Here is a 24613-nt window from a genome sequence, read left to right as displayed (position 1 = left end):
AAATAAAAAGAGGTATTGATGTGAGATTGTTATTCTGATTTTGAAATTCGGTATTGTAAATTTACTTTGTAACTTTGTAGTTCAAATAATTTGGAAATGAACTATAAAGTAACGCTACTTTTTTTGGTGATTTTGATACAGTTTTCGTGTAAAAATGATAACGATAAACGCCTTGCCGATCAGTTAAAGGATATAAAAAAGAAAGAATTAATATTTACCACTATAAAAAAAGGCTGGAATTTTTTTGATTCACCAATTAATACTACTTCCGAAGCTACTATAAAAACCTGGCCAGAATGGCGAGAGTTTATGGAAGAATTGGCCAAAAAACCGAAGCAAACAATTCGCGAATATCAAAAGAAATCCAAAGCATTATCGACCAAAGTGATGGCTTTGAATACCAATATTCCTACTCAATTTGACACACCACAGATAAGAAGCAGAATAGCAACTTTGACTACACAAGTTCGAATGTTAGATTTGTATATCAATCTGACTGATATTTCGGAGAAAAAAGTGGTAAAACTGGTTGCTGAAATTAATATTGAGTTGGTTTCTTTGCAACGACAAATGGATAAAATTGTGGAGAAAGGTAAAATTCCAATGGAGGCAGGAGAATCTGAATTGTTACAAATGATTTTGGATACTACCAGAGCAATTCAAGGTGGAAGTGTAACTCCAGCAATAATACAAGATAATCCGAGTAGTACAACGAATCAAAAAAATCCAAACGGAGCACAACCTTGAGTAAAGCCACTTCTATATATTCAGTTTATGATTCTTCTCCCAAAACAGCTCAGATTGTAGCTAGTCTGCAGGGGAATAATCCAATAAAAATACATTTGGAGGGTTTGTTAGGATCTGCAACTTCATTTGTAATTCAGTCACTTTTTAAGAAATCAGAACTTCCTTTTTTGGTGGTTTTGAATAATAAAGAAGAAGCGGCGTATTATTTGAACGATTTGGAACAAATGATAGGCGAGCAGGATGTGTTGTTTTATCCGGGCTCTTTTCGTCGTCCGTACCAAATTGAAGAAACCGATAACGCCAATGTTTTACTTCGCTCTGAAGTATTGAATAGAATCAATTCTCGCAAAAAACCTGCAATCATTGTTACTTATCCTGAGGCACTTTTTGAAAAGGTGGTTACTCGTCAAAATTTGGATAAAAATACATTGAAAGTTGCCGTTGGTGATAAAATTTCGATTGATTTCCTGAATGAAGTTTTGTTTGAATACGAATTCAAAAGAGTTGATTTTATTACAGAACCAGGAGAATTCTCCGTTCGAGGAGGGATTGTCGATGTGTTTTCGTTTTCGAATGATAATCCGTATCGAATTGAATTTTTTGGTAATGAAGTGGAGAGCATCCGTAGTTTTGCCGTTGATACACAATTGTCGTTAGAGAAACAGAAAAAAATCACCATTATTCCGAATGTCGAGAATAAAGTTTTTCAGGAAAACAGAGAGAGTTTTCTAGATTATATAGCCGAAAGAACGGTTTTGTTTTTTCAGAATACCGAGAATCTTTTATACGAATTGGATAAGCAATTTGGCAAAGCCGAAGAAGCTTTTGAGAAATTATCCAAAGATATCAAACACGCGACTCCAGAACAATTATTCCTTAACCAAAAGGAATTTGTAAAAAGAGCGTTGGATTTTTCGGTTGTGGAATTCAATTCCAAGCCTGTTTTTAAAACTACCAAGAAGTTTGAATTTCATATTCAGCCACAGCCGTCGTTCAACAAGCAGTTTGATTTGTTGTTGAATAATTTGAGCGACAACCATTTTAACGGCTACCAAAATTATTTGTTTTGTTCGAATGAAGCGCAGACGAAACGTTTTCACGATATATTCGAATCTTTGGATGAAGCCAATTCGGAGAATGTCCGCAAGCAATACAAGACGATTGTTCTGCCTTTGTACCAAGGTTTCATCGATCAGGAAAATCAAATTTGCTGTTATACCGACCATCAAATTTTTGAGCGTTACCATAAATTCAGCATCAAAAATGGCTATTCGAAAAAGCAGAATTTAACCCTAAAAGAACTCACGACTTTATCCGTTGGCGATTATGTAACGCATATCGACCACGGTATCGGGAAGTTTGGAGGGTTGCAAAAAATACAGGTCGAAGGTAAAACACAGGAAGCGATTAAGCTCGTTTATGCGGATAATGACATTGTGTATGTGAGTATTCACTCGCTGCACAAGATTTCGAAATACAACGGAAAAGACGGAACACCACCGAAGATTTATAAATTAGGTTCGAATACTTGGAAGACTTTAAAACAAAAAACCAAAGCAAGGGTAAAAAATATTGCCTTCAATTTGATTCAGTTGTATGCCAAACGAAGATTGGAAAAAGGATTCCAATTTGCGCCCGACAGTTATCTGCAAAACGAGTTGGAAAGTTCGTTTATCTATGAAGACACTCCTGACCAAATCAAATCGACGCAAGAAGTCAAAGCCGATATGGAAAGCGAACGTCCGATGGATCGTTTGGTTTGCGGGGATGTAGGATTTGGTAAAACGGAAGTCGCTATTCGTGCTGCTTTCAAAGCTGTTGATAATTCAAAACAAGTGGCGATTTTGGTTCCAACGACTATTTTGGCTTACCAACACTACCGTACTTTTAGTGAAAGATTAAAAGATATGCCGGTTTCTATTGGTTATTTGAACCGTTTTAGAACTGCTAAGCAAAAAGCTGAAACCCTAAAACAATTAGCCGAAGGGAAATTGGATATTGTAATTGGAACCCACCAATTGGTCAACAAAAATGTGGTTTTCAAAGACCTTGGATTGTTGATTGTGGATGAGGAACAAAAGTTTGGAGTTAACGTAAAAGACAAACTCAAAACGATTGCTGCCAATGTTGATACGCTGACTTTGACCGCAACGCCAATACCGAGAACGTTGCAGTTTTCGTTGATGGCTGCCCGAGATTTATCGGTAATTACGACACCTCCGCCCAATAGATATCCTATAGAAACGAATGTTGTTGGGTTTAATGAAGAACTGATTCGGGATGCAATTTCGTATGAAATTCAGCGCAACGGACAGGTTTTCTTCATCAATAACCGAATCGAAAATATCAAGGAATTTGCAGGAATGATTCAGCGCTTGGTGCCAAACGCCCGAGTAGGAATTGGCCACGGACAAATGGACGGTGCAAAACTCGAGGAGTTGATGCTCGCCTTTATGAACGGAGAGTTTGATGTTTTGGTAGCGACAACCATTATCGAAAGCGGATTGGACGTTCCGAATGCGAATACCATTTTTATCAATAATGCCAATAATTTCGGTTTGTCTGATTTGCATCAAATGAGAGGTCGTGTTGGGCGAAGCAACAAAAAAGCGTTTTGTTATTTCATCTGTCCACCGTATTCACACATGACCGAAGATGCAAGAAAACGAATTCAGGCTTTGGAACAATTCAGCGAGTTAGGAAGCGGTTTGAATATTGCGATGAAAGATCTAGAAATTCGTGGTGCTGGAGATTTATTAGGGGGAGAACAAAGCGGTTTCATCAACGACATTGGTTTTGATACGTACCAAAAAATCATGAACGAGGCCATCGAGGAATTGAAGGAAAACGAATTCAAGGATTTATATCCTGAAGAAAACAATATCGAAACCAAGGAATATGTAAAAGACCTGCAAATCGACACTGATTTTGAGCTGTTGTTTTCAGATGAATACATCAATAATGTCACGGAGCGTTTGAGCTTGTATAACGAATTGGCCGATGTGAAAAATGAGGAAGAATTGGTTGTTTTCCAAAACAAACTAATCGATCGTTTTGGTCCAATGCCACCAAGAGCGCTTGCTTTAATGAACAGCATCCGCATCAAATGGATTGCAACTAGAGTGGGAATCGAAAAACTGGTAATGAAAAAAGGGAAGATGATTGGCTATTTTGTCTCCGATCAACAATCGGATTATTACCATTCGACACGTTTCCATAAAGTGATTCAGTTTGTACAAACAAATAGTAGTATTTGTGTTATGAAAGAAAAGCAAACGCCAGCTGGTTTAAGATTATTGTTGACTTTTGATAACGTGAAATCAACTAGAATTGCATTAGAGTTAATGCAGAAGTTGGGTGGCGAGTAGAGGATATTGTTTATGTTTATTTAATCAAATAATCATACTCTTTCAATCGCCCTGTTTTTCTAATTTCAAATAAATCCTCAACGTAAAAACCATAATTTACTGTGATTTTTCCATCGCTTATTTTAGTATAGGCTTCAGGGAAATTTTGTTTGATTTGTTTTTCAAATTTTTCTTCATATTCAAATTCAATTGGAGTGATGAAATTTATTTTCTCAGGTTTAAATAAGTCGGGAGAGATTGTATGAAATAATCCTTTTGGCTTTAAGGGAGATGCCCACCTACCTTCTTTTGTCATATATATATCATCAAACAAATATCTTACTTGAATTAATTCTCCTTTGTATTTCAATACATATAATAAACAATAATCGTATTCCGAAAAACTACCCTTAAAGGGAATATAATTTTGTTCCATTGGATATGAATGTGCGTAAGAGGTAAATTGAATAGTGTCTTTTTTGAAATCACCATAAATGTTTTTAATCACCAAATATTTTGCTAAAGTTCTAGAATCTAAAGAAACACCATTGCAATAACCTAAAGGAGATACCCAAGTTTTAATTTTTTTACCAATAAAAACATATAGTTTTGTTGACTTTTCCTCTTCTGAATGTGAAGGCCAAACCTCACAGGGTTCTAATTTTAGTTTAATATTAATTTTTTTCTTTTTTACTAAATCAGCAACTAAGTATTTTTTAGTTGTATGATATTGAGATTCAAAAAACAGAGAATCCGATAATTTAGCTTTTATTTCAAAATTAAGTAAGTTATCCGTACGTGTTCTATAATTTTTATTGGTCTCAGATTCGGGTTTAAAACCCTGCAATTTATTGCAGTACTTTAGTAATGCGAAAAAATCTTTACCTTTAGATTATGAGTACAGATTTAAGAAAATGTTCGCACACAGTCAGCAGATTAACCTGTCATGTTGTTTGGGTTACTAAGTATAGGTTTAAAGTTTTGAAAGGTGATGTTCAAAAGCGTTGCCGAGAGATTTTGATACAGATCTGTGAAGCAGAAGGAATTGAAATTTTAAAAGGAGTTGTTAGTTCAGACCATGTTCACATGCATATAGAATACGCTCCAAAGCATAACGTCAGCTCAATTTTAAAAAGTTTCAAAGGAAGGACTTCAAGAAAATTGCAGATGGAATTTCCTGAATTGAAGGAGCGTTATTGGGGACAACATTTTTGGGCAAGTGGTTATGGTGTTTGGAGTACTGGAAATATAACCGATAAAATGGTAAATGAATATTTGGAACATCATAGAAGAAAAGAGAATGATGATAATTCAAATTTCATTCTCGAATGAAAAAATGAGGGACTTTCAGTCCCTCGTAAAACAAACCTCTGCACTTTCAGTGCAGAGTGGTTTAGTTTTAAACAATTGTTCAAGAACTTCTAAGCTTTTATTAAATTCAAGATATGAAGTGTCTTTTCTGTTTTCAAATTTTGATTTCTCTTTCCAATTTGCATATAAGGAATGATTGTGTTTTCTTTCTTTATTAATAGTGTCATTTTTGACAATATAAACAACTCGGTCATTAAATTTTCCTGAATTAAAGGCTTTCCCTTTTACTACTACTTCTTGTGAAAATACCATTTGAAATGTTAGCAAAAACAATAAAATATATCTTTTCATTTTGTATTTATATAGATCATAAATTTACTTTTTTTGATTTTAAATTTTGTTTAAAAATGTATCTAAATAATGCTGATAAATTTTAAAGGCAATTTCTCAGTTTTATAGTCGAACAGTTTTCTCTTAAATAATCCGTATATTTGATTTTTACAAATTTATCCCAATGAAATCAAAATCCATAGACGAGTTTTACGAAGAAATATCCAGCGACAGTTTTGCCAATCCGTGCGTATTGTTGCCCAATGGTATTCAAAAAGAAATCGGACATTTCAATGTTTTTAATATCAAAGAATTGTATGAAAGACTTAAAGGGCACTGTAATATGCCTTACGACCGAAGAGCCTATTATAAAATAAGTTTAATTCGGGGCAAAAATAGAGTAGAGTATGCTGACCGTACGATTGAAATTGAAGAACATGCACTTTTGTTTGCAACGCCCAAAATCCCTTATAATTATCTTCCGCTGGATATGGAGCAGTCGGGTCATTTTTGTGTTTTCACAAGTGAGTTTTTGACCAAGGAAAAAATCGGGATGGATTTGGATAAACTGCCCATTTTCCAAACAGATGGTTATCCTGTTTTCCAATTAACAAAAGAAGAAACAAATGAAATTGATTTGATTTTCAAAAAGATACATCAGGAAATCAATTCGGATTATGTGTATAAATATGATTTGATTCGAAATTATGTGGCGGAGCTGATACATTTTGGACAAAAGTTGCAACCTGTAACCGCCTTGTATTCCAAACACAATTCGGCAGCCAGAGTTTCTTCTTTATTTGTGGAATTACTCGAAAGACAATTCCCTATTGAATCATCCCGCCAACGATTGGAATTGAAATCTGCGAAAGATTTTGCGGATCGTTTGTCCATTCATGTCAATCATCTCAATAAAGTTTTAAAAGAAAATACTGGAAAAACCACTACCGAATTAATCAGCGAACGATTGATTCAGGAATCCAAAATTTTATTAAAAGAAACCGACTGGAACATTTCGGAAATTGCCTATTCACTCGGTTTTGAAGAGTTAGCGCATTTTTCTAATTTTTTCAAAAAACAAACTACTTTGTCTCCTTTGTCATTTCGGGTTTAAATACTTTAATTTGAATTTCGCAAATTCTGGATTGATATTTACAACTGCAGAACTTTACAACTCAACTAATTTTGTCTTAAATAATTTAAAATAAAATCTATAATGGGAAATAAAATAGCTCTAGTTACAGGAGGAAGTCGCGGATTAGGAAAAAATATGGCTTTGAGTCTTGCCCAAAAAGGACTTGACATAGTGTTAACGTATCACAGTAAAAAAGCCGAAGCGGAAGAAGTTATTGCTGAAATTGAAAAATTGGGACAAAAAGCAGCAGCCATTCAACTGAATGTTGCGGAAGCAAGTAGTTTTGATTCCTTTTTTGAAAATGCAAAAACGGCTTTGCAAAACACTTTTGGTACTGATAAAATTGATTTTTTAATCAACAATGCTGGTATTGGAGTTCATGAAAGTATTGCCACAACCACCGAAAATCAATTGGACAATATGGTTAATATTCATTTCAAAGGGCCTTTTTTGTTGACTCAAAAAGCTTTAGATATATTAAATGACGGTAGCGGAATTGTAAATATTTCGTCGGGATTGACTCGTTTTTCATTCCCGGGATATGCTGCTTATGCTAGTATGAAAGGCGCAATAGAAACTTTGACTACCTATCAAGCAAAGGAATTTGGAGATCGAAAAATTCGAGTAAATGTAGTTGCTCCTGGAGCTATCGAAACTGATTTTGGAGGTGGAGCAGTTCGTGATAATGAACAGTTAAATCAATTTATTTCTTCATTAACTGCTTTGGGTAGAGTGGGTTTGCCAGATGATATTGGAAGTGTTGTTGCCTTTTTGTGTACCGATGATGCAAAATGGGTAAATGGACAACGAATCGAAGTTTCGGGAGGAATGAATTTGTAAAAAAGATAGGAGTTCACAAAGCTCTTTATCATTTTTTTGGAAACTATTTTAACAGAAAAGAGTCCCGAAATTTCGGGACTCTTTTCTGTTATTCTAAACTAAAAATTATTGTTTGATAAATTTCAAAGTAGTAGAACTTTCTCCAATTTTAACAGTACACAAATAAATACCTTTAGATAATGCTGCTACATTAACCGATAATTTATCATTAGAACTTACATTATTTTTAGAAGAAGAAAGCACTTTTCCTCCTGTAGTTGAATAAATAGTTATCGTTGCATCTCCCGAAACAACATTTGATAACTCAATATTTAAAGTAGTGTCAACAAGTGTTGGATACAATTTTACCCCAGTTAAAGTATAATCTTCTACTCCTAAATTAGGGCAACTAGTTGATATTTCTCCTGCTGCCGTAACTTGTAATGTAGCTCCTGCGCCACAACTTGTATTTGGAATATAAGTAGCTACATTAGCCACAGGCATTACGCTATAAGTATAAGTTGGTTTTGTAGCTGTTCCAACATCAAAACCTGTAACTGCCAATGGAGTTGTTCCTTTTGTACAACCATCAAATTTCACTACAGTTGTTCCGGAACCTTCGTTAACAGGGCTTGAAATAGTAGTTATTTGTTCAAAATTACTGTTTTCTACATAACAAGTGGTTCCTTGATTTCCTGCACCTAAACCAACAGCGGAAGCTCCTGAAACACTAGTTTTATAATAACAGTTTAAGACGTGCAATTCGGCATTTCTAGCTCTTGGCATTCTGGCTTTACAACCTTCTGCCCAATAGCAGTTTTTGAAGATAATACTGTACCTTCCGTCTGTTGGAAAATCAGTAATAGCAGAACCTACTAAATCTGTAAAACGGTGATCTGCAGATCCTCCCGAACCTCCAGCAGTTGGAGCTTTCAAATAAGTAAATTTACACCAAGAAATAGTTACATTATCGGCTGCTCCTTTGTTGTCAAAATTACCGTCCATTCCGTCTTGAAATTCACAGTGATCGACCCAAACATTAGTACCTTCATTAGTAAGGTTATCACGTCCGTCTACATCAAAAGCTCCTGGACCTTCAAAAATTAGGTTTCGGATAATTACATTATTAGAGCCTGGTTTTATATAAAGAGTTCCCGAATTAGCAGCTGATGTTGTAGAATCACTTGCGGATGGAGGATTAGAAGTTACTGTTATTTGAGTGTTTCTAAGTTTTGCTCCTGGCAATCCTATAATTGTTTTATTAGTCAATAATACACTCGTGTAAACACAGTCGATGGTTCCAGAAACTAAAATGACGGCATTAGTCGATGCAGTTGAATTAAGAGCTGTTTTTAATTGAGCATAGGTTGTAACCGTTACTGTATTTAATGCTGTTGGAGTTCCACCTCCCGTTGCAGATTTACCAAAACCTTCTGGTGTAGGCATGTAATAATCTTGTGCAGTAACAATACTGGAAAGACCAAGTAAAAAGAAACTTAATAATAATACAGTTTTTTTCATTTTAAAGTTAATTATTTAAAAATTTGGGAAAATAAAATGCTTAATAGATACAAAAGTAGCTATTTAATTCAATGTGTTATTGGGTTTTATGATAAAGCAAAGTAAAGATTAACATATTATTTTACTTTGTTTTAAGTTTTTATCTCGTCACTTCCTCCACCAAATAAAAAATAGATTTAAAATCAATTCCGCTTGCATTCTCTAATCCAATTTCGCAAGTTCTACTAGTAGAATAACCTTCTTTGCAGTTGGTTGGAATTTGTGCTTTTAATTCGCGTAATCCATGCTCGCGTAGTTCAGGAACTATAAAACCTCTGTCTCCAGCAAAACCACAGCAATTGCTATCAATCATAGTAACATTTTCGGCACAAAGTTGAGACAAAGCGATAAGCTGATCCATTTTTCCAATTTTTTTAACGGAACAAACAGGAAAAACGGCAACGGTATCTTTTTTGTTTTTTACAGTCAAATGAGGCATCACATGATCCAACATAAATTCAATGGGATCCACGATTTTTAAAGCTTTCGAAAATTCTTCTTTCGAATGATAAAAACAGGGACTCATATCATACAAAATAGGGTGTTTCCCATTTTCTGATGCTTTTAATAATTCCTTTTCTAATGCTTCTGATTGAGTATGATTGGCTTCAGCAAAACCTTTACTCGAAAAAGGCATACCACAACATTGACTATCTAATAATTGGGGATAAATTATAGTAAAACCAGCACGAATTAATAATTGATGTGTTAATGCAGTCAATTGAAGATCGTCTGCACCTTGAAAACTATTTTTACCCATACTTCTGTTGATGCAGGAAGGGAAGTAAACTACTTTTAAATCAGAGGTTGTATTCATTTTATGGCTGTTGATTCGTGTTTATTTTGTCGGCTCCTTTTGGCAATTCTGGAATCCATTTTGGTACTTTTTCAAAACTTATAAAATGGATGCCATTAGATAAAGTAGTCATGATTTTTGTTCCAAATAGAGAATGAGAGAAGGAAACTAATTTTAATCCAATTCTCAATAGTGTTGTAGTTCCTGCCATGTGAGAACCAATGTACGCAGCCCTTTTTTTATCACTAGAATTTAGTTCATTGGCACGCCATTCTTTTACAAATTTCCCAGTATCAATATAAACAGGACAAGCCAAAGCACAAAGGCCATCGGTGGCACAGGTTTCGTCTAGTTGATAGGTAACGTCTTTCCGGATGTCAGCCAATCGTTGCGGATCATCATTTGTTTCCTCTAATCGGCTAATTTCACGGGCAATAACAATACGTTGCCTTGGAGATAAAGTTAAACCTTCGGAAACGCAATGTGGTTCACAAAATCCACATTCCATGCATTTGTCCACAATTGCGTGGGATTCTGGCATTGGTTTTAAATTTCGGAGATGTGCTTTTGGATCCGGATTAATTATAACGTTCGGATTAATTTTATTATTAGGATCAAAAATGTTTTTGATGCGTTTCATAATTTCGTAAGCCGTTGTTCCCCATTCTTTTTCTACAAAAGGAGCCATATTTCGACCCGTTCCGTGTTCGGCTTTTAAGGAACCATCAAAGCGATCTACAACCAAAATTGCCAATTCTGACATTAATTTTTCATATCGATCAATTTCTATTTGATTCGAAAAATCTTGTGAGAAGACCAAATGCAAGTTTCCTTCTAATGCGTGACCAAAAAGATAGGCATCGTGATATTCGTATTTTTTAAATAAATCTTTCAATGCTAAACAGGCTTCCGCCAAATGAGACAAAGGGAATGCAACATCCTCTATAATAACAGAAGTTCCTGTTTTTCGCATACCACCCACAGTTGGCAACAACCCTTTTCGTGCTTTCCAATTGAAATAATATTGTTTCGGATTTGAAGTAAATTCATATTCGGAATAAGTAGGAATAGATTCAATTTCTAATCGAATTTTTAGTTGTTTGATTAGCATATTATCCAAATCATTATCCCGACATTCCACCAATAATGCGCAAGCCGATTCTGGCAATGTTTTGAAATATCCAGGCGCTTCAGGATCATTTTCTACCGAACGGATAGAATCACGATCTAATAATTCTACCGCTACAACAGGGCTTGATTTTAATAAAATGGTCGCATTACAGGCATCCTGAATACTATTGAAAATAAGTAATGAGCAGGATTTATATTTTTCATCAATAACGGTTTGAAATGTTACATTCGAAATAAACGCCAATGTTCCTTCCGAGCCCACTATCAGGTGTTTGATAATTTCAATAGGATCTTGGAAATCAACCAAAGCATTAATGCTATAACCCGTAGTATTTTTTATTTTGAATTTATTTTTAATCTTATGATAAAGTGCTTCATCATTTTTGATGGTATCTCTAAGATTTTCAATTTCTTGAATTAAAGCAGCATGATTTTTTTTGAAATCGGCAACACTATTTGCATCTGCTGTATCCAGAAGTGTTCCGTCGTACAATACGATTCGGATATCAGCTATGGTTTGGTAGGAGTTTTGAGCCGTTCCGCAACACATTCCGCTGGCGTTGTTAGCAACAATTCCACCAATCATCGCTGCTCCAATAGACGCTGGATCAGGACCGATCTTTAATCCATGAGGAGCCAACAAAATATTTGCTCGACTACCTACAATTCCAGGTTCTAATTTTACTTTTTGATTGTTGTCTAAAAGTTCAAAATTTTTCCAACCGTGTGTAGCAACAACCAAAACCGAATCGGTGATGGCTTGTCCCGACAAACTCGTTCCAGCGGCACGAAAAGTTAAAGCAATGTCAAGAATTTTGGCTTGTTTTATAATTTCGACAACCTCGGCTTCATTGTGAGCCAAAATGACAATCTGCGGAATAAGTCTATAAAAACTGGCATCTGTCCCATAAGCAAGGGTTTGCAAAGGATTGGTTAAAATACGTTTTGGATCAATGGACTTTGATAAAATGTCTTTTAACTTTTGATAAGATGGAGCCAACATAGCGATTGTATTTTATTTTGAAATGAAAGTGTAAATTTAGGTATAAATAAAAAAACGAAGCACTAAGGCTTCGTTTTCAATTATAAAAAGTTTGTTTTTTAGTTTTTCAAATCTTTGATTACTTTAAAAGCAACATCTACTTCATTTTCGCTTACTAAAATAGTAAATTCATTAGAAGTTGAAATTACCTCATTGATGATAATCCCTTCCCAAGCCAAACGTTGAAAAATGAAATAATATATTCCTGGAACTACAATATTTTCTTTAGGTAATTTAACAGTAATGGAAGCTAAATTTTCTAATTTTTGAATCAATTTTTCAGAGGCAAAATGTTTTTCTACCAGGTGATTAACACTATTACTTACTACTATATTAGTTTCATTTACTCCTTTTGATGAAGTATAAAAAATATCTGGCAATGAATTAATATCAGTAATTAAATCGGCTTGTTTGTTCAAAACGGTATCCGAAACAATGTATGTATAATCTGTTAAAGCCGAACGAACAGTGATTTCGCCTATATTTTTTATTACTTTATTGATTTTGTGGTTCAATCGAAAATCTAATTCTTCAGTCAAACGTTTTAGGGCCATTACTACAGCTCCTTGTTTTACTTCTTTCCCAAATTCACTTTCTAGTTCTGTCATGATATTTCGTGACAAAGAAGTCAAATTAATGATTCCAAGTGACAATGCATTTAGCAAAAAAGGTTTTGTTTTGATGTAATTTTCAACAATTGAGGAAACTGTTTTCATAATGTATAGTGATTTTTACGTAGTTAATACTTAGTTTTTGGATCTAAATTCTTTGCAAATATACATAAAAAACAATTTGTTACAAATATAACATTGTTAAATTTCTTTAAAAATGATAAAAAGCATCTATAAGGTGTTCAATAGCAAAGGATTTTGCTTCTTTGTGAACGGCAATAATATCAAAACGGACATCTAAGTCCAATTTTTTATTATTTACGTATGCATCTACGGCTTTTACCAAAAGTTGTATTTTTTTTGGTTTTACAAAATCTTGGGGTAAACCAAATTCAATAGACGATCTAGTCTTCACTTCTATGATGGTAAGTGTGTTTTCTATTTTGGCAATAATATCAATTTCGGCTTTTTGAAATGTCCAATTAGTGTCCAGAATAGTATACCCATTTTTTTTGAGATATTCCACCGCAAGTTCTTCTCCTAATTTACCTAGTTCGTTGTGTTCAGCCATAGAAATTTTAGATTTTTGAATGTAGATTTTAGATTAACGATTTTAGAAGTAGAAAATTAAATAAAAAGATTCAGTTTTAATTCTCAAATCTCAGTTACACAAATCTGCAATCTAAAATCATTTTTATTTTTCAAAAACCACCGTATTACAATTTTCGTTGACATCGATACTTACAGTGCTACCCATAATTAAAGCTCGATTATCATGAACGTGACCAGCAGGAAAATTATATAGAATTGGAATATTGTATTTTTGAGTTACATCTTCGACAATTTGGTTAGCATCTTTGCCCCACGGAATATCATTGTCTTTCATTTTTGTCATTCCACCCACAATAATTCCTTTGATGCTTTCGAGACAGCCATTACGTCTTAGATTCATCATCATTCGATCAATATGATACAGATATTCGTCTAAATCTTCAATAAATAAAATTTTATCGGTACAATCAATGGCTGATTTAGAACCTAACAAACTGTATAAAATAGACAAGTTTCCACCGACTAATTCACCAGTGGCTTTACCAAAACGATTCATTGGAAACGGATCTATTTGATACGATAGAGCATCACCAAACAATGCCGTTTTTAAAGATGAAATCGATTCGGGAGCTGTTCTTGCGATGCTCACAGGCATAGTCCCGTGAATGGATTTGTACCCCATAGTGTTGAGGTGATTGTGCAAAACAGTAACATCACTAAAACCTACAATCCATTTTGGGTGTTGTTTAAATTTAGTAAAATCCAATAAGTCAATCATGCGTACTGTTCCGTAACCGCCACGAGCACACCAAATTGCTTTGATTTTTGGATTGTCCATTTGTTGCTGAAAATCGGCGGCGCGTTGTTCGTCAGTTCCTGCCAATTGATTCAAATCTAATCCAATAGTACTTCCAATAACGACTTCTAGCCCCCAAGAATGTAATAAATCTATAGTGGGTTTCAAATTATCGTCGACATTTTTTCTGGCAGTTGCCACAATAGCAACGGTATCTCCTTTTTGTAAATAAGGTGGTGTAATCATAGTAGTTTGAGCTTGACAGTTTATAGATTGTAAAACAAAAATAAGCAATAGCATTGGATACAAAACAGATTGTTTTTGAATAAAAGAAAAGGTGCGGGTTTGTATGCTATACATTTAGAAAATGATTTGATTGACTACTTACTTCGAGTGAAAGCAAAGATATGTAATTCTGAATAATAGATTAAAAGTCTGTCTGGTTAATAATCTCCGTAGTATAGTATAAACTGATTTTCACCATATAGATTTACGGTTTTAAACTTTTGTCTCCGATATAATAAATGTAATAAAATTACTATATTTACAAAACATGAATTCAATTTAAAAAAATAATGACGTTCAAAAAGACCTGTTTTTATCTGTATGTATTTTTTATAATGTTTAGAAGCAATGCACAAACTAAAGCTTTTGTGATACATACGGTGGCATTTTACAATTTTGAAAACTGTTATGATACAATTAATGATCCGATGACTAATGATGAGGAATGGACGCCAACGGGAACTCAACATTGGAACAGTAAAAAGTACCATCAAAAACTAGAAAATTTAGCGCGGGTATTATCCGAAATCGGTACTGCAGAAAATCTAAATTCACCAACATTTATTGGCGGAGCCGAAATTGAAAATCAAACTGTTCTGGAAGATTTAATCAAACAACCCAAATTGATTGATAAAGACTATGGAATTGTACACTTTGATTCTCCTGACAAAAGAGGAATTGACGTGGCTTTATTGTATCAAAAGAAACAGTTTCAACCCACGAGTTTTAGCAATATTCCGTTGTACGTTTATAGAAAGGAACAAGCTATTAAAGAAGAAGTCAAAACCGAAACATCTGATAATATAGAAACCGAAGATATTATCGAAGTCAACACTAAAAATTATCGTGTTTATACCAGAGACCAATTATTAGTAACTGGTTTTTTGAATGGAGAAGAAATTCACATCATTGTTAACCATTGGCCATCACGAGCAGGTGGCGAAAAGAAATCGAGTCCATTTCGGGAAGCAGCAGGGGCTTTAAATAAAAAGATTATCGATTCTTTGCAACACATCAACCCCAATGCAAAAATTATTACGATGGGCGATTTAAACGACAGTCCTTTTAATAATAGTGTGAAAAAAGCATTAGGAGCCAAAGGAAAAATTCAAGAAGTTGAGTCTTTTGGAATTTATAATCCTTTCGAAGAAATGGCTAAAAAAGGATTAGGTACGATTGCTTTTCGTGATGCTTGGGATATTTTTGATCAAGTCATGGTTTCAGAATCATTGCTCAAAAAAGACTATAAAAGTCTTCAATATTGGAAAGCTGGAATTTACAATAAGCCTTTTCTAATTCAAAAAAATGGCAAATACAAAGGATATCCGTTGCGACATTCCCTCACCGAAATTGGTTTTAGTGACCACTTTCCAGTTTATGTTTATTTGATACGAGAGAAAAAATGACTTTTAACCGCAAGGAACGCAAAGGTTTAAAACGCAGGGGTCGCAATGCTTTGCGATTAATTTAGACGTCGGATAAATTAGCCACGGATGACACAGATTTTACAGATTTTCACGGAAGTCAAATTTTATAAAATCCGTGCTAATCTGTTTTATCCGTATAATCCGTGGCTAATAAACCATAAAGCTTACCGAACTTCGCGGTTAATGACCTACAAATCAAATCTCCTTCCCTGCTCTGGAAATACAAAGTCCACACCCAAAGCGTTATCTTTTTTCAATTGCTCTTTAATTTTCTGAATATTTTTTGTCGGTGGTTTTCTATGAGTAATGATGATTTTTAAATCCTTTAAATTTCCTTTTCCAGCAAAATCTTCCAATTTACTAAGTTCTTGCATTAAATGATTCGGAGTTAAATGTCCATATAAAGCATTATCCGGTTGTTCATTAGGAAACGAAACTTCAATAAAAATACCTTTTAGTTGTTTTTCAATAATCATTGGCGCAACAGCTTTCCATAATTCAGTTAAATCTGTGCTTTTTTCTATAGCATCTGGACCAGTATCTCCTAAATACAAAACCGCATTAGTGTCATTTTGAATTAAAAAAGCAGTACTTTCAAAAGGATTTCCATGACTTAAAGGAAACGCTTTTACGGTCATAGTAGTATTGGATATTTTAACTTCTTCTTCAAGTGGAAGCGTTTGAAAATGATATTTTTTTATTTGATAACCAGGACCTTCATCTCCAAAATTAGCCCAAGTTTTTCCATTAAAATAATGTTCTTCCATCATTTGCATGCATTTTTTTGTAGCATAAACCGTTTTGGAAGAATCGGCTGGTGAGCTAATTATTAAACCCGAAACATGGTCGAGATGCGCATGAGAAATAAAATATCCTTTAATGTATTTTCGTAAAACTTCATCGACTGAAACCGTAAAAACTTGATTTTCGATTGCTTTTTCAATTCCAGCATTTATAGTGCCCGCGTCGAGACAGATATAGTTATTGGTTTTTACAGGTGCTATCAAATAGGCCGAAAGATTGGTCTCGTCAATTCCTCCTTTAACTCCCAAAGGCACTACCTTAAAAGCTGTTTTCTGCGCAAGCATCGGTAGGGATAGTAAAAACAAAATGATAAAGTAACGAGTAATGAATTTCATGTTCAAAAGGGGATTATAATTTTTAATTTAGATTATAAAAATACTTCCTTCTTTTGTAAAGAGCGAATTTTTTTCTAAAAATTGACAAAACACAATAGAAAGCTATAATTTTACTTCAGTATAATTTTATATGGGCGTGCCCCTTCTTAAAAAACTTTGGGTTGGGCTTTTCGTTCTCGCTTTAATCCCAATGTCGTTAGTTAAGAGATTTTAGATTTAGGATTAACGATTTTTGATTTCAGATTTGTTGTTACTAAATATTAGATTGTCGATTTTACGAGGTTTTTTACATCTGAAATCAAAAATCGTTAATCAAAAATTAGCAATCATTTTATCATTTAATCCCTCACGCAAAACAGTAATGAGAGAAAAATTTAGGTTTGAATCAAATTTGATTTTAACAGTATAAAATAATATCTTTACAAAAAAATATAACAATTTTAACCAAAAAAGTTACAATGACAACAACGACAGATCAATTTGGAATGAAAGAGGCATTAGCGCAATTGGGAGTTAAAACTATAAATGAAGGAACTTCAACAGGAATTAATCATTTTTCAAACGGAGAAATTCTGGAGAGTTTTTCACCAGTTGACGGTAAATTAATTGCTTCTGTAAAAATGAGCACACCAGCAGATTATGAAAAAGTAATGCAAACTGCTACCGAAGCTTTCAAAACATTTCGATTGATACCAGCACCACAACGTGGGGAAATTGTGCGTCAGTTTGGAGAAAAATTACGTAAAAATAAAGAAGCTTTAGGCAAATTGGTTTCTTATGAAATGGGTAAATCATTGCAGGAAGGATATGGCGAAGTACAGGAAATGATAGACATCTGTGATTTTGCGGTAGGACTATCGCGCCAATTACACGGACTGACGATGCACTCGGAACGCCCAGGGCACAGAATGTATGAGCAATACCATCCTTTAGGAATTGTGGGAATCATTTCGGCTTTTAATTTTCCAGTAGCTGTTTGGGCTTGGAATACAACTCTGGCATGGATATGTGGAGATGTTTGCGTTTGGAAGCCATCTGAAAAAACACCATTGTGTGGAATTGCGTGTCAAAATATTATTGCTGAGGTAATCAGAGAAAACAACCTTCCAGAAGGGATTTCATGTTTGATTAACGGAGATTATACAATTGGACAATTATTAACTACAGATAAACGTGTGCCTTTAATTTCGGCTACGGGTTCTACTCGCATGGGTAAAATTGTAGCGCAGACTGTTGCAGGTCGTTTAGGAAAATCATTATTGGAGTTAGGCGGAAACAATGCCATTATTGTAACTCCAGATGCCGATATCAAAATGACCGTTATTGGAGCAGTTTTTGGAGCTGTAGGAACAGCGGGACAAAGATGTACTTCAACTCGTCGTTTGATTATTCACGAAAGTATTTATGATAAAGTAAAAGATGCTGTAGTATCGGCTTACGGACAATTGAGAATTGGAAATCCTTTAGACGAAAAAAATCACGTTGGGCCGTTAATTGACAAACAAGCAGTCGAAATGTATGCAAGTGCTTTAACTAAAGTTGTTGCCGAAGGAGGTAAAATCTTAGTTGAAGGAGGAGTACTTTCGGGAGAAGGATATGAAAGCGGTTGTTATGTAAAACCAGCAATTGCCGAAGCACAAAACTCTTTCGAAATTGTACAGCACGAAACTTTTGCTCCTGTTTTGTATTTGATTAAATATTCTGGAACTGTTGAGAATGCAATCGATGTTCAAAACGGAGTTGCTCAAGGTTTGTCGTCTGCGATTATGACCAATAATTTGCGTGAAGCGGAACATTTCTTATCTGCAGTAGGATCAGATTGCGGAATTGCAAACGTAAATATCGGAACTTCCGGAGCCGAAATCGGTGGCGCTTTTGGCGGAGAAAAAGAAACAGGTGGTGGAAGAGAATCCGGTTCTGATGCTTGGAAAGTTTATATGAGAAGACAAACCAATACAATCAATTATACTACAAGTTTACCATTGGCACAAGGAATAAAATTTGATTTGTAGGTAATTATTATTTCTAATTTCCTAAAAGTGGTGAATTATTAATAAAATATACGCAGTAAAAGCAAATTTAACGTAAAAACTATTTGTCTTAATTCCTTTACTAAACTCATTAGCTATCTTTGGTTTATTAAAACGAAATTTTAGGACACAACATGAAGCAATCATTATTAATTTTATTTTTCACGATAATTTTTTCAGGATCATTACACGCCCAAAATCAAAAATCGTATTTAACAAGCAAATTAATTGCTGGATGTCCGACAGAAATAGATCAGTTATTGAAACAATATGGTGGAATGGGGATAACTATTGAGAGTTATTCAAATTTGAAAACAGGAATTGACAGTATAAAAATTGTTGCTGGAATTATGATAAAACAAGGACAAAGGGACTGTTGGATTTCATCTTACATTAACAATAAATTATCAAGTTTTGAAGTAGTTAGTCTTTTAAAAAATGAATCAAATCAATTCCCTTCAAATAGAATAGACATTAGTTTGGGTAAATCTTCGAAAAAAATTTCTTTAGAGCTAATAAATAATACTTCTACTAATGAACTTCAATATCTATGGTATGACAACAAAGATCATAAAAGTAAAACAGCGACAATTATAAATGTCAATAAAGCATTAGTAAAGGACAAACCGTTTCCATCAATGCAGTTTACTTCTTTGAACGGAGATATTGTTTCTGTTAAAGATTTTATTGGTAAAATAGTTGTTGTTAATTGGTGGTCAATAGGATGTGCTCCATGCAGACAGGAAATTCCAGGATTAAACACATTGGTGGAGAAATACAAATCTAATCCCAATATTATATTTCTTGCTGTTGCTTGGAATAACAAGAATGATTTAGAATCACATCTGAAGGAACATGAATTTAAATACAAGCAGACGTTTAGTGATAAGGAAGAAATAAAAAAACTTTTCGGTAACTCCTTTCCTGTCCATATTGTAGTCAATCCGCAAGGAATAATTACTTCTTATAAATCGGGAGGATATAAGGACGTGTATAAAGAAATTGATAATGAAATAATAAAACAACAAATTGGCATGAAATAGAATTGTAAATTATTTCAAATAAAAAAGCGTCTTGATTGAACAATCAAGACGCTTTTTTTCTTCTATTGAGATTAATCCAAATTAAACGAAGCTCCTAAACTAAAAGTAACTTGATTGTTTAAATGATCGAATACGTCTTTGTCATTATTGTATTTTGCAATTGGGAATCCAAATTCTGTAAAAACACCAAATCCATCAGTAAAAAAGTAACGACCTCCAAGATGACCTCCAAAATTGCGTAATCCTAAGCTCAAACCTGGATAAATATCTAATTGATCTACGCCAATTACACTGCACAAATTTGCATTAACTCTAAATTTTGCATCAAAACGATCTTGAAATTCTGGTTTTAAGTTAGCATAAGTGTTTGTACCATAAATGCCTGAAAATTCATCTACTCCTAATAAATACGTAGCAACAAACCCGTAAGAGAAATTTTCACCAAGACCAAAATCAGCAGATGCTTGAATTCCTGAGCCTCCGTCTTGGATGTTGGCACCAATATTAATTTTTGCATCACCATTACCTTTAAAGGCCTGTTGTGCATTTGTTATTCCAATAGAAACTAAAAATAAAACGGTAATAATTTTTTTCATTTGTTGAAAATATAAATTGACAATTAATTGGCGGCAAATATAGTATTTAGATTTTATTTCGTCCTTTTTCTGTAGGATATAAACTAGGCAAGGGTTCGCTTTGCCAAAACTCTTTTGTATCAACATCTAATATCGTTAGCGGTCCTGTGAATGCGGCACTAGTGTCTATATTCCAGATATTCGCTTTTTGTACTGGAGTTGTTTTTCCAATACGTGAAACTGGAGTGTGACCAATGTAGATTTCGTTGTATAATGTAAAACGTTTTGGATAGTACGGATGATCAGATTGCATTTTTGGATCCAAAGCCAAAGCGGTTTCCCAAAGTGTTCTATCCCAATAAAATAATTTAGGGAAATATTCAAAATTCACTCCGTTCATATTAGTAAAACCAGCATGAATAAACATTCTGTTTTGTTCATCCAGATAATAATCATGTAGAGATTCAAGGAATTTTACATGCCTTTTTTTGGTTTCGTCATTAACTTTTTCATAAGCCAAAACGGTCGCTTCTCCACCATGTTGATACCATTGTTCATTATCTTTATTATCCTTGAGCCATTCTCTTAGTAATTCATCATGATTACCACGAATACAAATTACATCATGTGTTTCTTGTAACGCAATCAAGAAATCAATTACTTGAGGTGACTGGCTCCAGCCATCAACATAATCGCCTAAAAAAATGAGTTTATCATTTGTATTTACGTTTGCTCTCTCCAGAATTTGATGCAAGGCTCTCAAACCACCGTGTATGTCTCCTATTACTAATGTTCTCATTATTCACAATTTGTTCTTTTACAAAAATAGCAGAAAAGTAATATCTATTGTTTTTTTTTACAGACGGGTAATATCGTTTATAAAAAGAAATAACGTTAGAAGGCTCTTAATTATTGATAAACAATACTTTAATTATAAAGTAAGAAATAGGGGGGAAAACAAAATTTAAGTTTTTATTAAGAAAAAATCGGCCAAATTGGCGTTTATAGCCGTTGAATTTCAGGCCAATAATGTAAAAAGTAACTTAATTTTACTTACATTTGGAATTCAAAAATACAACTTTTCTAGTGATTGGTTTTTGATTGAGAATCATTATAATTTTATTAAAATTTTAAAATGAACGCACTTCTGACTTTATTGCTTTTGATGACTAATTTTGTTTGTCAGGTTATTATTGATCTGGTTACTTGGGTTTCAGGATTGTTTAGTTAATTATAAAAAAATCCTAAAGCGCAATACACTTTTATTACACATCATATTTCATTTTTCTTAAAATCCGCAAGGCTTCTTTAAAAGAAAGATAGACCTGTGTGAAAGGCTTTAATACTGTTTTGGCATCTATCAACTTTTGTTTAGCATCTTCAAAACCATTTAGGTAACAAATCATAAAGGTAGATGGTAAATGATTTAAATCTTTTCTCTCTCGTTCCGATAAATTAATGTTCTTTTCTAATTTATTCAATATTGCAATGTTAGAATTATAAATATGGAACAACATTTTCTTATTGTATTTTGGAGGATCAAAAAGAATTTTTCGGTCAATTTTATAATAGCCATTATCCTGAAAATGGATTGTTTGTTCCTCAAGAGGATAATAAGTCATTTTGCCATTCAAATCTAAAGGAACGTATTCAATAATTGTAAAACTATCTTCGTCATAGGTAATTTCAACTACATCAAGAGTTGAATAAAATAGTTTAATTTGTTCGTTAATGAGTTCAATATCTACTCGGGACAAATAGGTTTTGTTTTTGGATTCTTTGATAATTCCAGCCCAGCAAATAACAAACAATTCTTTAAAAACTTTATACTTTGGTGCCATGTCTTTATGGCGAAAATTCATAAAATCAATCACGCCGTCAAGCGTATATTTGATACTGTTTCTAGAATTATTTTCAATTCCGATAACGGTTTCTGTGTTTTGAAAGTTTTTCTCTATTTCCCCTTCCACAGGCATAGTGTTACTTCCTCTTCGAATGAAAACACTATTGGCGGGAATGGTATGTATTCCTTTTTTAAAAGAAGAAATTTTACTATTTGGTTTTATGGTTACCAGACCAATAACCTTATCCTTCGGCAGATTTGGAAAAGGCACATTTTCATATTGAATTCGGGGTGGATTTTCAAGAAAAGCGTTAACTAAATTCTGAATTCGGCTATCGTCAAAAAAATCATCCCCCACAATTTGATTGTTTTCATCTTCTACACCAACTACTATATAAGAATTGTTAGTAGGGTTAGAATTTGATAAGGCACAGATGTGTTTTAAAAATTTTCCTTTTCCTTCTCGGGTGTGCAGATTCAGCTGTCTTTTTTTATCATAAAAACTACTCTCATCATTGTGAGCTAATAGGTTTTTGATAAGGAGCCGCTTGTTAATCATTGCTAAAACAGAATAGTTTATTTTTTATAAATTCTAAATTTACTGATTTTAAACATAATAAATTCAGCAGTAATGAAATAACCAAAAATTTGATAAATGACAATTAAAATTTTAAACTTCTAAAAACGAAAATAGTTACTGTTTTTTTGCTTTCGTTAAAAACTTTTCCAATAATAAATTCTGCGATGCTTTTTAGCCAATAATAATTTTTGAAAACGGATTTTTACTCAAGCTTTAAATTTGGTTATCTCTCTTGTAATGATATGACTAATTCTATGAATTTGTTGTTAATTATTTATACTTCTTAAAAATAGATAAATACTATCATAATTCGTCCTTAAAATTGGGGGATTCGTAGAAGTTTTAACCATTTTTTAACATCTTAGGTCTAAAAAAAAATTCAATTTGCACCATCAAATAAAGACACTAAATAAAAGAGGTTTAAATATAATAATATGGAACAGAATTCAGCGACTTTAGACATTAGAGCAATCAATGAAAAAATAGAAAGAGAGAGTGCTTTTATAGATCTTCTTACTATGGAAATGAACAAAGTCATTGTGGGACAAAAACACATGATTGAGCGATTGCTAATCGGACTTTTGGGACAAGGACATATTCTTTTGGAAGGGGTTCCTGGATTGGCAAAAACATTAGCCATAAATACACTTTCACAAGCCATTCAAGGGTCATTTAGTCGAATTCAGTTTACTCCTGATTTATTGCCTGCAGATGTTATCGGAACCATGATTTATAATATTAAATCGAATGAGTTTTCTATAAAAAAAGGACCAATTTTTGCTAATTTCGTTCTTGCCGATGAGATTAACCGTGCTCCTGCCAAAGTACAATCAGCTTTGCTAGAGGCGATGCAGGAAAAACAGGTTACGATTGGTGATACAACTTTCAAATTAGATAAGCCGTTTTTAGTTTTAGCAACTCAAAACCCTATCGAGCAAGAAGGAACTTATCAATTGCCTGAAGCGCAAGTTGACCGTTTTATGTTGAAAACAGTTATCGATTATCCAAAGATGGAAGACGAGCGTTTAGTAATTCGTCAAAATCTGAAAGGAAGTTATGAAAAAGTAAATCCTGTCGTTTCTGTTGAGCAAATTTTAAGAGCACAAGAAGCAGTTCGTGAGGTTTACATGGACGAAAAAATAGAGAAATACATACTGGATATTATTTTCGCAACTCGTTATCCAGAGAAATATAAATTGGCTGATTTGAAACCTTTAATCAGTTTTGGAGCTTCTCCTCGTGGAAGTATCAATCTTGCTACGGCTGCCAAATGTTATGCTTTTATCAAACGCCGTGGATATGTAATCCCAGAAGATGTTCGCGCAGTTGTACATGATATTTTGCGTCACAGAATTGGAGTTACTTATGAAGCTGAAGCTGAAAATATTACTTCTGTAGACATCATCAATAAAATCATTAACGAAATTGAAGTACCTTAAAAGTTGATGGTTGATAGTTTGTGGTTGATGGTTTTAAACCGACAACCAACAACCAATTACCATAAACCAAATTAA

Annotated in this window: 21 protein-coding genes; 9 read left to right on the top strand and 12 right to left on the bottom strand. The window is 33.7% G+C overall.

Annotation, left to right across the window (positions count from 1 at the left end; all coding sequences use genetic code 11):
* The first annotated feature begins 96 nt into the window (after window positions 1-96).
* Complete coding sequence (locus ACUN3A_RS08820) at window positions 97-747, top strand: hypothetical protein (RefSeq protein WP_445550922.1); 651 nt, start codon at window positions 97-99, stop codon at window positions 745-747.
* Window positions 744-4115, top strand: coding sequence for a transcription-repair coupling factor (gene mfd / locus ACUN3A_RS08815; protein ID WP_445550921.1), 3372 nt, complete (start codon window positions 744-746; stop codon window positions 4113-4115). Before ACUN3A_RS08820 ends, mfd begins: the two co-directional genes overlap by 4 nt.
* Window positions 4116-4131: 16 nt before the next feature.
* Here mfd and ACUN3A_RS08810 read toward each other — a convergent pair whose 3' ends face one another.
* Complete coding sequence (locus ACUN3A_RS08810; RefSeq protein WP_445550920.1) at window positions 4132-4941, bottom strand: hypothetical protein; 810 nt, start codon at window positions 4939-4941, stop codon at window positions 4132-4134.
* A 47-nt stretch (window positions 4942-4988) separates the two neighbouring features.
* Here ACUN3A_RS08810 and tnpA point away from each other — a divergent pair, with 47 nt between their 5' ends.
* Complete coding sequence (gene tnpA / locus ACUN3A_RS08805) at window positions 4989-5426, top strand: IS200/IS605 family transposase (protein WP_445550919.1); 438 nt, start codon at window positions 4989-4991, stop codon at window positions 5424-5426.
* Between the two features lie 15 nt (window positions 5427-5441).
* On the opposite strand, the gene ACUN3A_RS08800 is transcribed toward tnpA, so the two are convergent.
* Window positions 5442-5756, bottom strand: a complete 315-nt coding sequence (locus tag ACUN3A_RS08800; protein ID WP_445550918.1) for a hypothetical protein — start codon at window positions 5754-5756, stop codon at window positions 5442-5444.
* Window positions 5757-5919: 163 nt separating this feature from the next.
* On the opposite strand from ACUN3A_RS08800, the gene ACUN3A_RS08795 reads away from it, so the two are divergent.
* Both ACUN3A_RS08795 and ACUN3A_RS08790 read left to right on the top strand, forming a co-directional pair.
* On the top strand, window positions 5920-6849 hold the full coding sequence (locus ACUN3A_RS08795) for a helix-turn-helix domain-containing protein (RefSeq protein ID WP_445550917.1): 930 nt from the start codon (window positions 5920-5922) through the stop codon (window positions 6847-6849).
* Window positions 6850-6951: 102 nt separating this feature from the next.
* Window positions 6952-7710, top strand: coding sequence for an SDR family NAD(P)-dependent oxidoreductase (locus tag ACUN3A_RS08790; RefSeq protein ID WP_445550916.1), 759 nt, complete (start codon window positions 6952-6954; stop codon window positions 7708-7710).
* Window positions 7711-7815: 105 nt separating this feature from the next.
* Here ACUN3A_RS08790 and ACUN3A_RS08785 read toward each other — a convergent pair whose 3' ends face one another.
* The 6 genes from ACUN3A_RS08785 to ACUN3A_RS08760 all read right to left on the bottom strand — a co-directional run bounded on the left by ACUN3A_RS08785 (window position 7816) and on the right by ACUN3A_RS08760 (window position 14423).
* Complete coding sequence (locus ACUN3A_RS08785) at window positions 7816-9210, bottom strand: pectate lyase family protein (protein ID WP_445550915.1); 1395 nt, start codon at window positions 9208-9210, stop codon at window positions 7816-7818.
* A 139-nt stretch (window positions 9211-9349) separates the two neighbouring features.
* The gene (locus tag ACUN3A_RS08780) at window positions 9350-10066 is read right to left on the bottom strand and encodes a heterodisulfide reductase-related iron-sulfur binding cluster (RefSeq protein ID WP_445550914.1); all 717 of its coding nucleotides are present in this window, start codon (window positions 10064-10066) and stop codon (window positions 9350-9352) included.
* 1 nt (window position 10067) lies between these two features.
* Entirely contained in the window at window positions 10068-12179 is a 2112-nt protein-coding gene (locus ACUN3A_RS08775; protein WP_445550913.1) for an FAD-binding and (Fe-S)-binding domain-containing protein, read from the bottom strand.
* A 98-nt stretch (window positions 12180-12277) separates the two neighbouring features.
* A complete protein-coding gene (locus ACUN3A_RS08770; RefSeq protein WP_445550912.1) occupies window positions 12278-12934 on the bottom strand; it encodes an aspartate kinase in 657 nt (218 codons plus the stop codon).
* A gap of 106 nt (window positions 12935-13040) precedes the next feature.
* Entirely contained in the window at window positions 13041-13400 is a 360-nt protein-coding gene (locus ACUN3A_RS08765) for a YraN family protein (RefSeq protein WP_445550911.1), read from the bottom strand.
* Window positions 13401-13523: 123 nt separating this feature from the next.
* Window positions 13524-14423, bottom strand: coding sequence for a S66 peptidase family protein (locus ACUN3A_RS08760; RefSeq protein ID WP_445552826.1), 900 nt, complete (start codon window positions 14421-14423; stop codon window positions 13524-13526).
* Window positions 14424-14752: 329 nt separating this feature from the next.
* Between ACUN3A_RS08760 and ACUN3A_RS08755 the strand changes: the two genes are divergently transcribed.
* A complete protein-coding gene (locus ACUN3A_RS08755; RefSeq protein WP_445550910.1) occupies window positions 14753-15868 on the top strand; it encodes an endonuclease/exonuclease/phosphatase family protein in 1116 nt (371 codons plus the stop codon).
* Between the two features lie 209 nt (window positions 15869-16077).
* Here the strand turns inward: ACUN3A_RS08755 and ACUN3A_RS08750 are convergent, their stop codons facing one another.
* Window positions 16078-17028, bottom strand: a complete 951-nt coding sequence (locus ACUN3A_RS08750) for an MBL fold metallo-hydrolase (RefSeq protein ID WP_445550909.1) — start codon at window positions 17026-17028, stop codon at window positions 16078-16080.
* Between the two features lie 458 nt (window positions 17029-17486).
* Here ACUN3A_RS08750 and amaB point away from each other — a divergent pair, with 458 nt between their 5' ends.
* Together amaB and ACUN3A_RS08740 are read left to right on the top strand one after the other, a co-directional pair.
* Window positions 17487-19040, top strand: a complete 1554-nt coding sequence (gene amaB / locus ACUN3A_RS08745) for an L-piperidine-6-carboxylate dehydrogenase (protein ID WP_445550908.1) — start codon at window positions 17487-17489, stop codon at window positions 19038-19040.
* A gap of 152 nt (window positions 19041-19192) precedes the next feature.
* Window positions 19193-20101, top strand: coding sequence for a TlpA family protein disulfide reductase (locus tag ACUN3A_RS08740; protein ID WP_445550907.1), 909 nt, complete (start codon window positions 19193-19195; stop codon window positions 20099-20101).
* A gap of 71 nt (window positions 20102-20172) precedes the next feature.
* Here ACUN3A_RS08740 and ACUN3A_RS08735 read toward each other — a convergent pair whose 3' ends face one another.
* The 3 genes from ACUN3A_RS08735 to ACUN3A_RS08725 all read right to left on the bottom strand — a co-directional run bounded on the left by ACUN3A_RS08735 (window position 20173) and on the right by ACUN3A_RS08725 (window position 23078).
* Window positions 20173-20697 (bottom strand): DUF6646 family protein, encoded by a 525-nt coding sequence (locus ACUN3A_RS08735; RefSeq protein WP_445550906.1) that lies wholly within the window; start codon window positions 20695-20697, stop codon window positions 20173-20175.
* 46 nt (window positions 20698-20743) lie between these two features.
* A complete protein-coding gene (locus ACUN3A_RS08730) occupies window positions 20744-21475 on the bottom strand; it encodes a metallophosphoesterase family protein (RefSeq protein WP_445550905.1) in 732 nt (243 codons plus the stop codon).
* Between the two features lie 466 nt (window positions 21476-21941).
* On the bottom strand, window positions 21942-23078 hold the full coding sequence (locus ACUN3A_RS08725) for an ATP-binding protein (RefSeq protein WP_445550904.1): 1137 nt from the start codon (window positions 23076-23078) through the stop codon (window positions 21942-21944).
* Between the two features lie 455 nt (window positions 23079-23533).
* On the opposite strand from ACUN3A_RS08725, the gene ACUN3A_RS08720 reads away from it, so the two are divergent.
* Window positions 23534-24538: an AAA family ATPase gene (locus tag ACUN3A_RS08720; RefSeq protein ID WP_445550903.1), complete on the top strand. Its 1005-nt coding sequence runs from the start codon at window positions 23534-23536 to the stop codon at window positions 24536-24538.
* The last annotated feature ends 75 nt before the right edge of the window (window positions 24539-24613 follow it).

Source organism: Flavobacterium sp. WC2509, assembly GCF_052683105.1.
The sequence above is the reverse complement of the archived record's forward strand: the minus strand, read 5'-3'. Positions and strand labels throughout refer to the sequence as shown.

Bases quoted from the DNA above. Each gene is read 5' to 3' on its own strand.
- ACUN3A_RS08820 (WP_445550922.1), top strand. From the start codon at position 97: ATGAACTATAAAGTAACGCTACTTTTTTTGGTGATTTTGATACAGTTT.
- tnpA (WP_445550919.1), top strand. From the start codon at position 4,989: ATGAGTACAGATTTAAGAAAATGTTCGCACACAGTCAGCAGATTAACC.
- ACUN3A_RS08800 (WP_445550918.1), bottom strand. From the start codon at position 5,756: ATGAAAAGATATATTTTATTGTTTTTGCTAACATTTCAAATGGTATTT.
- ACUN3A_RS08795 (WP_445550917.1), top strand. From the start codon at position 5,920: ATGAAATCAAAATCCATAGACGAGTTTTACGAAGAAATATCCAGCGAC.
- ACUN3A_RS08790 (WP_445550916.1), top strand. From the start codon at position 6,952: ATGGGAAATAAAATAGCTCTAGTTACAGGAGGAAGTCGCGGATTAGGA.
- ACUN3A_RS08785 (WP_445550915.1), bottom strand. From the start codon at position 9,210: ATGAAAAAAACTGTATTATTATTAAGTTTCTTTTTACTTGGTCTTTCC.
- ACUN3A_RS08780 (WP_445550914.1), bottom strand. From the start codon at position 10,066: ATGAATACAACCTCTGATTTAAAAGTAGTTTACTTCCCTTCCTGCATC.
- ACUN3A_RS08775 (WP_445550913.1), bottom strand. From the start codon at position 12,179: ATGTTGGCTCCATCTTATCAAAAGTTAAAAGACATTTTATCAAAGTCC.
- ACUN3A_RS08770 (WP_445550912.1), bottom strand. From the start codon at position 12,934: ATGAAAACAGTTTCCTCAATTGTTGAAAATTACATCAAAACAAAACCT.
- ACUN3A_RS08765 (WP_445550911.1), bottom strand. From the start codon at position 13,400: ATGGCTGAACACAACGAACTAGGTAAATTAGGAGAAGAACTTGCGGTG.
- ACUN3A_RS08760 (WP_445552826.1), bottom strand. From the start codon at position 14,423: ATGATTACACCACCTTATTTACAAAAAGGAGATACCGTTGCTATTGTG.
- ACUN3A_RS08755 (WP_445550910.1), top strand. From the start codon at position 14,753: ATGACGTTCAAAAAGACCTGTTTTTATCTGTATGTATTTTTTATAATG.
- ACUN3A_RS08750 (WP_445550909.1), bottom strand. From the start codon at position 17,028: ATGAAATTCATTACTCGTTACTTTATCATTTTGTTTTTACTATCCCTA.
- amaB (WP_445550908.1), top strand. From the start codon at position 17,487: ATGACAACAACGACAGATCAATTTGGAATGAAAGAGGCATTAGCGCAA.
- ACUN3A_RS08740 (WP_445550907.1), top strand. From the start codon at position 19,193: ATGAAGCAATCATTATTAATTTTATTTTTCACGATAATTTTTTCAGGA.
- ACUN3A_RS08735 (WP_445550906.1), bottom strand. From the start codon at position 20,697: ATGAAAAAAATTATTACCGTTTTATTTTTAGTTTCTATTGGAATAACA.
- ACUN3A_RS08730 (WP_445550905.1), bottom strand. From the start codon at position 21,475: ATGAGAACATTAGTAATAGGAGACATACACGGTGGTTTGAGAGCCTTG.
- ACUN3A_RS08725 (WP_445550904.1), bottom strand. From the start codon at position 23,078: ATGATTAACAAGCGGCTCCTTATCAAAAACCTATTAGCTCACAATGAT.
- ACUN3A_RS08720 (WP_445550903.1), top strand. From the start codon at position 23,534: ATGGAACAGAATTCAGCGACTTTAGACATTAGAGCAATCAATGAAAAA.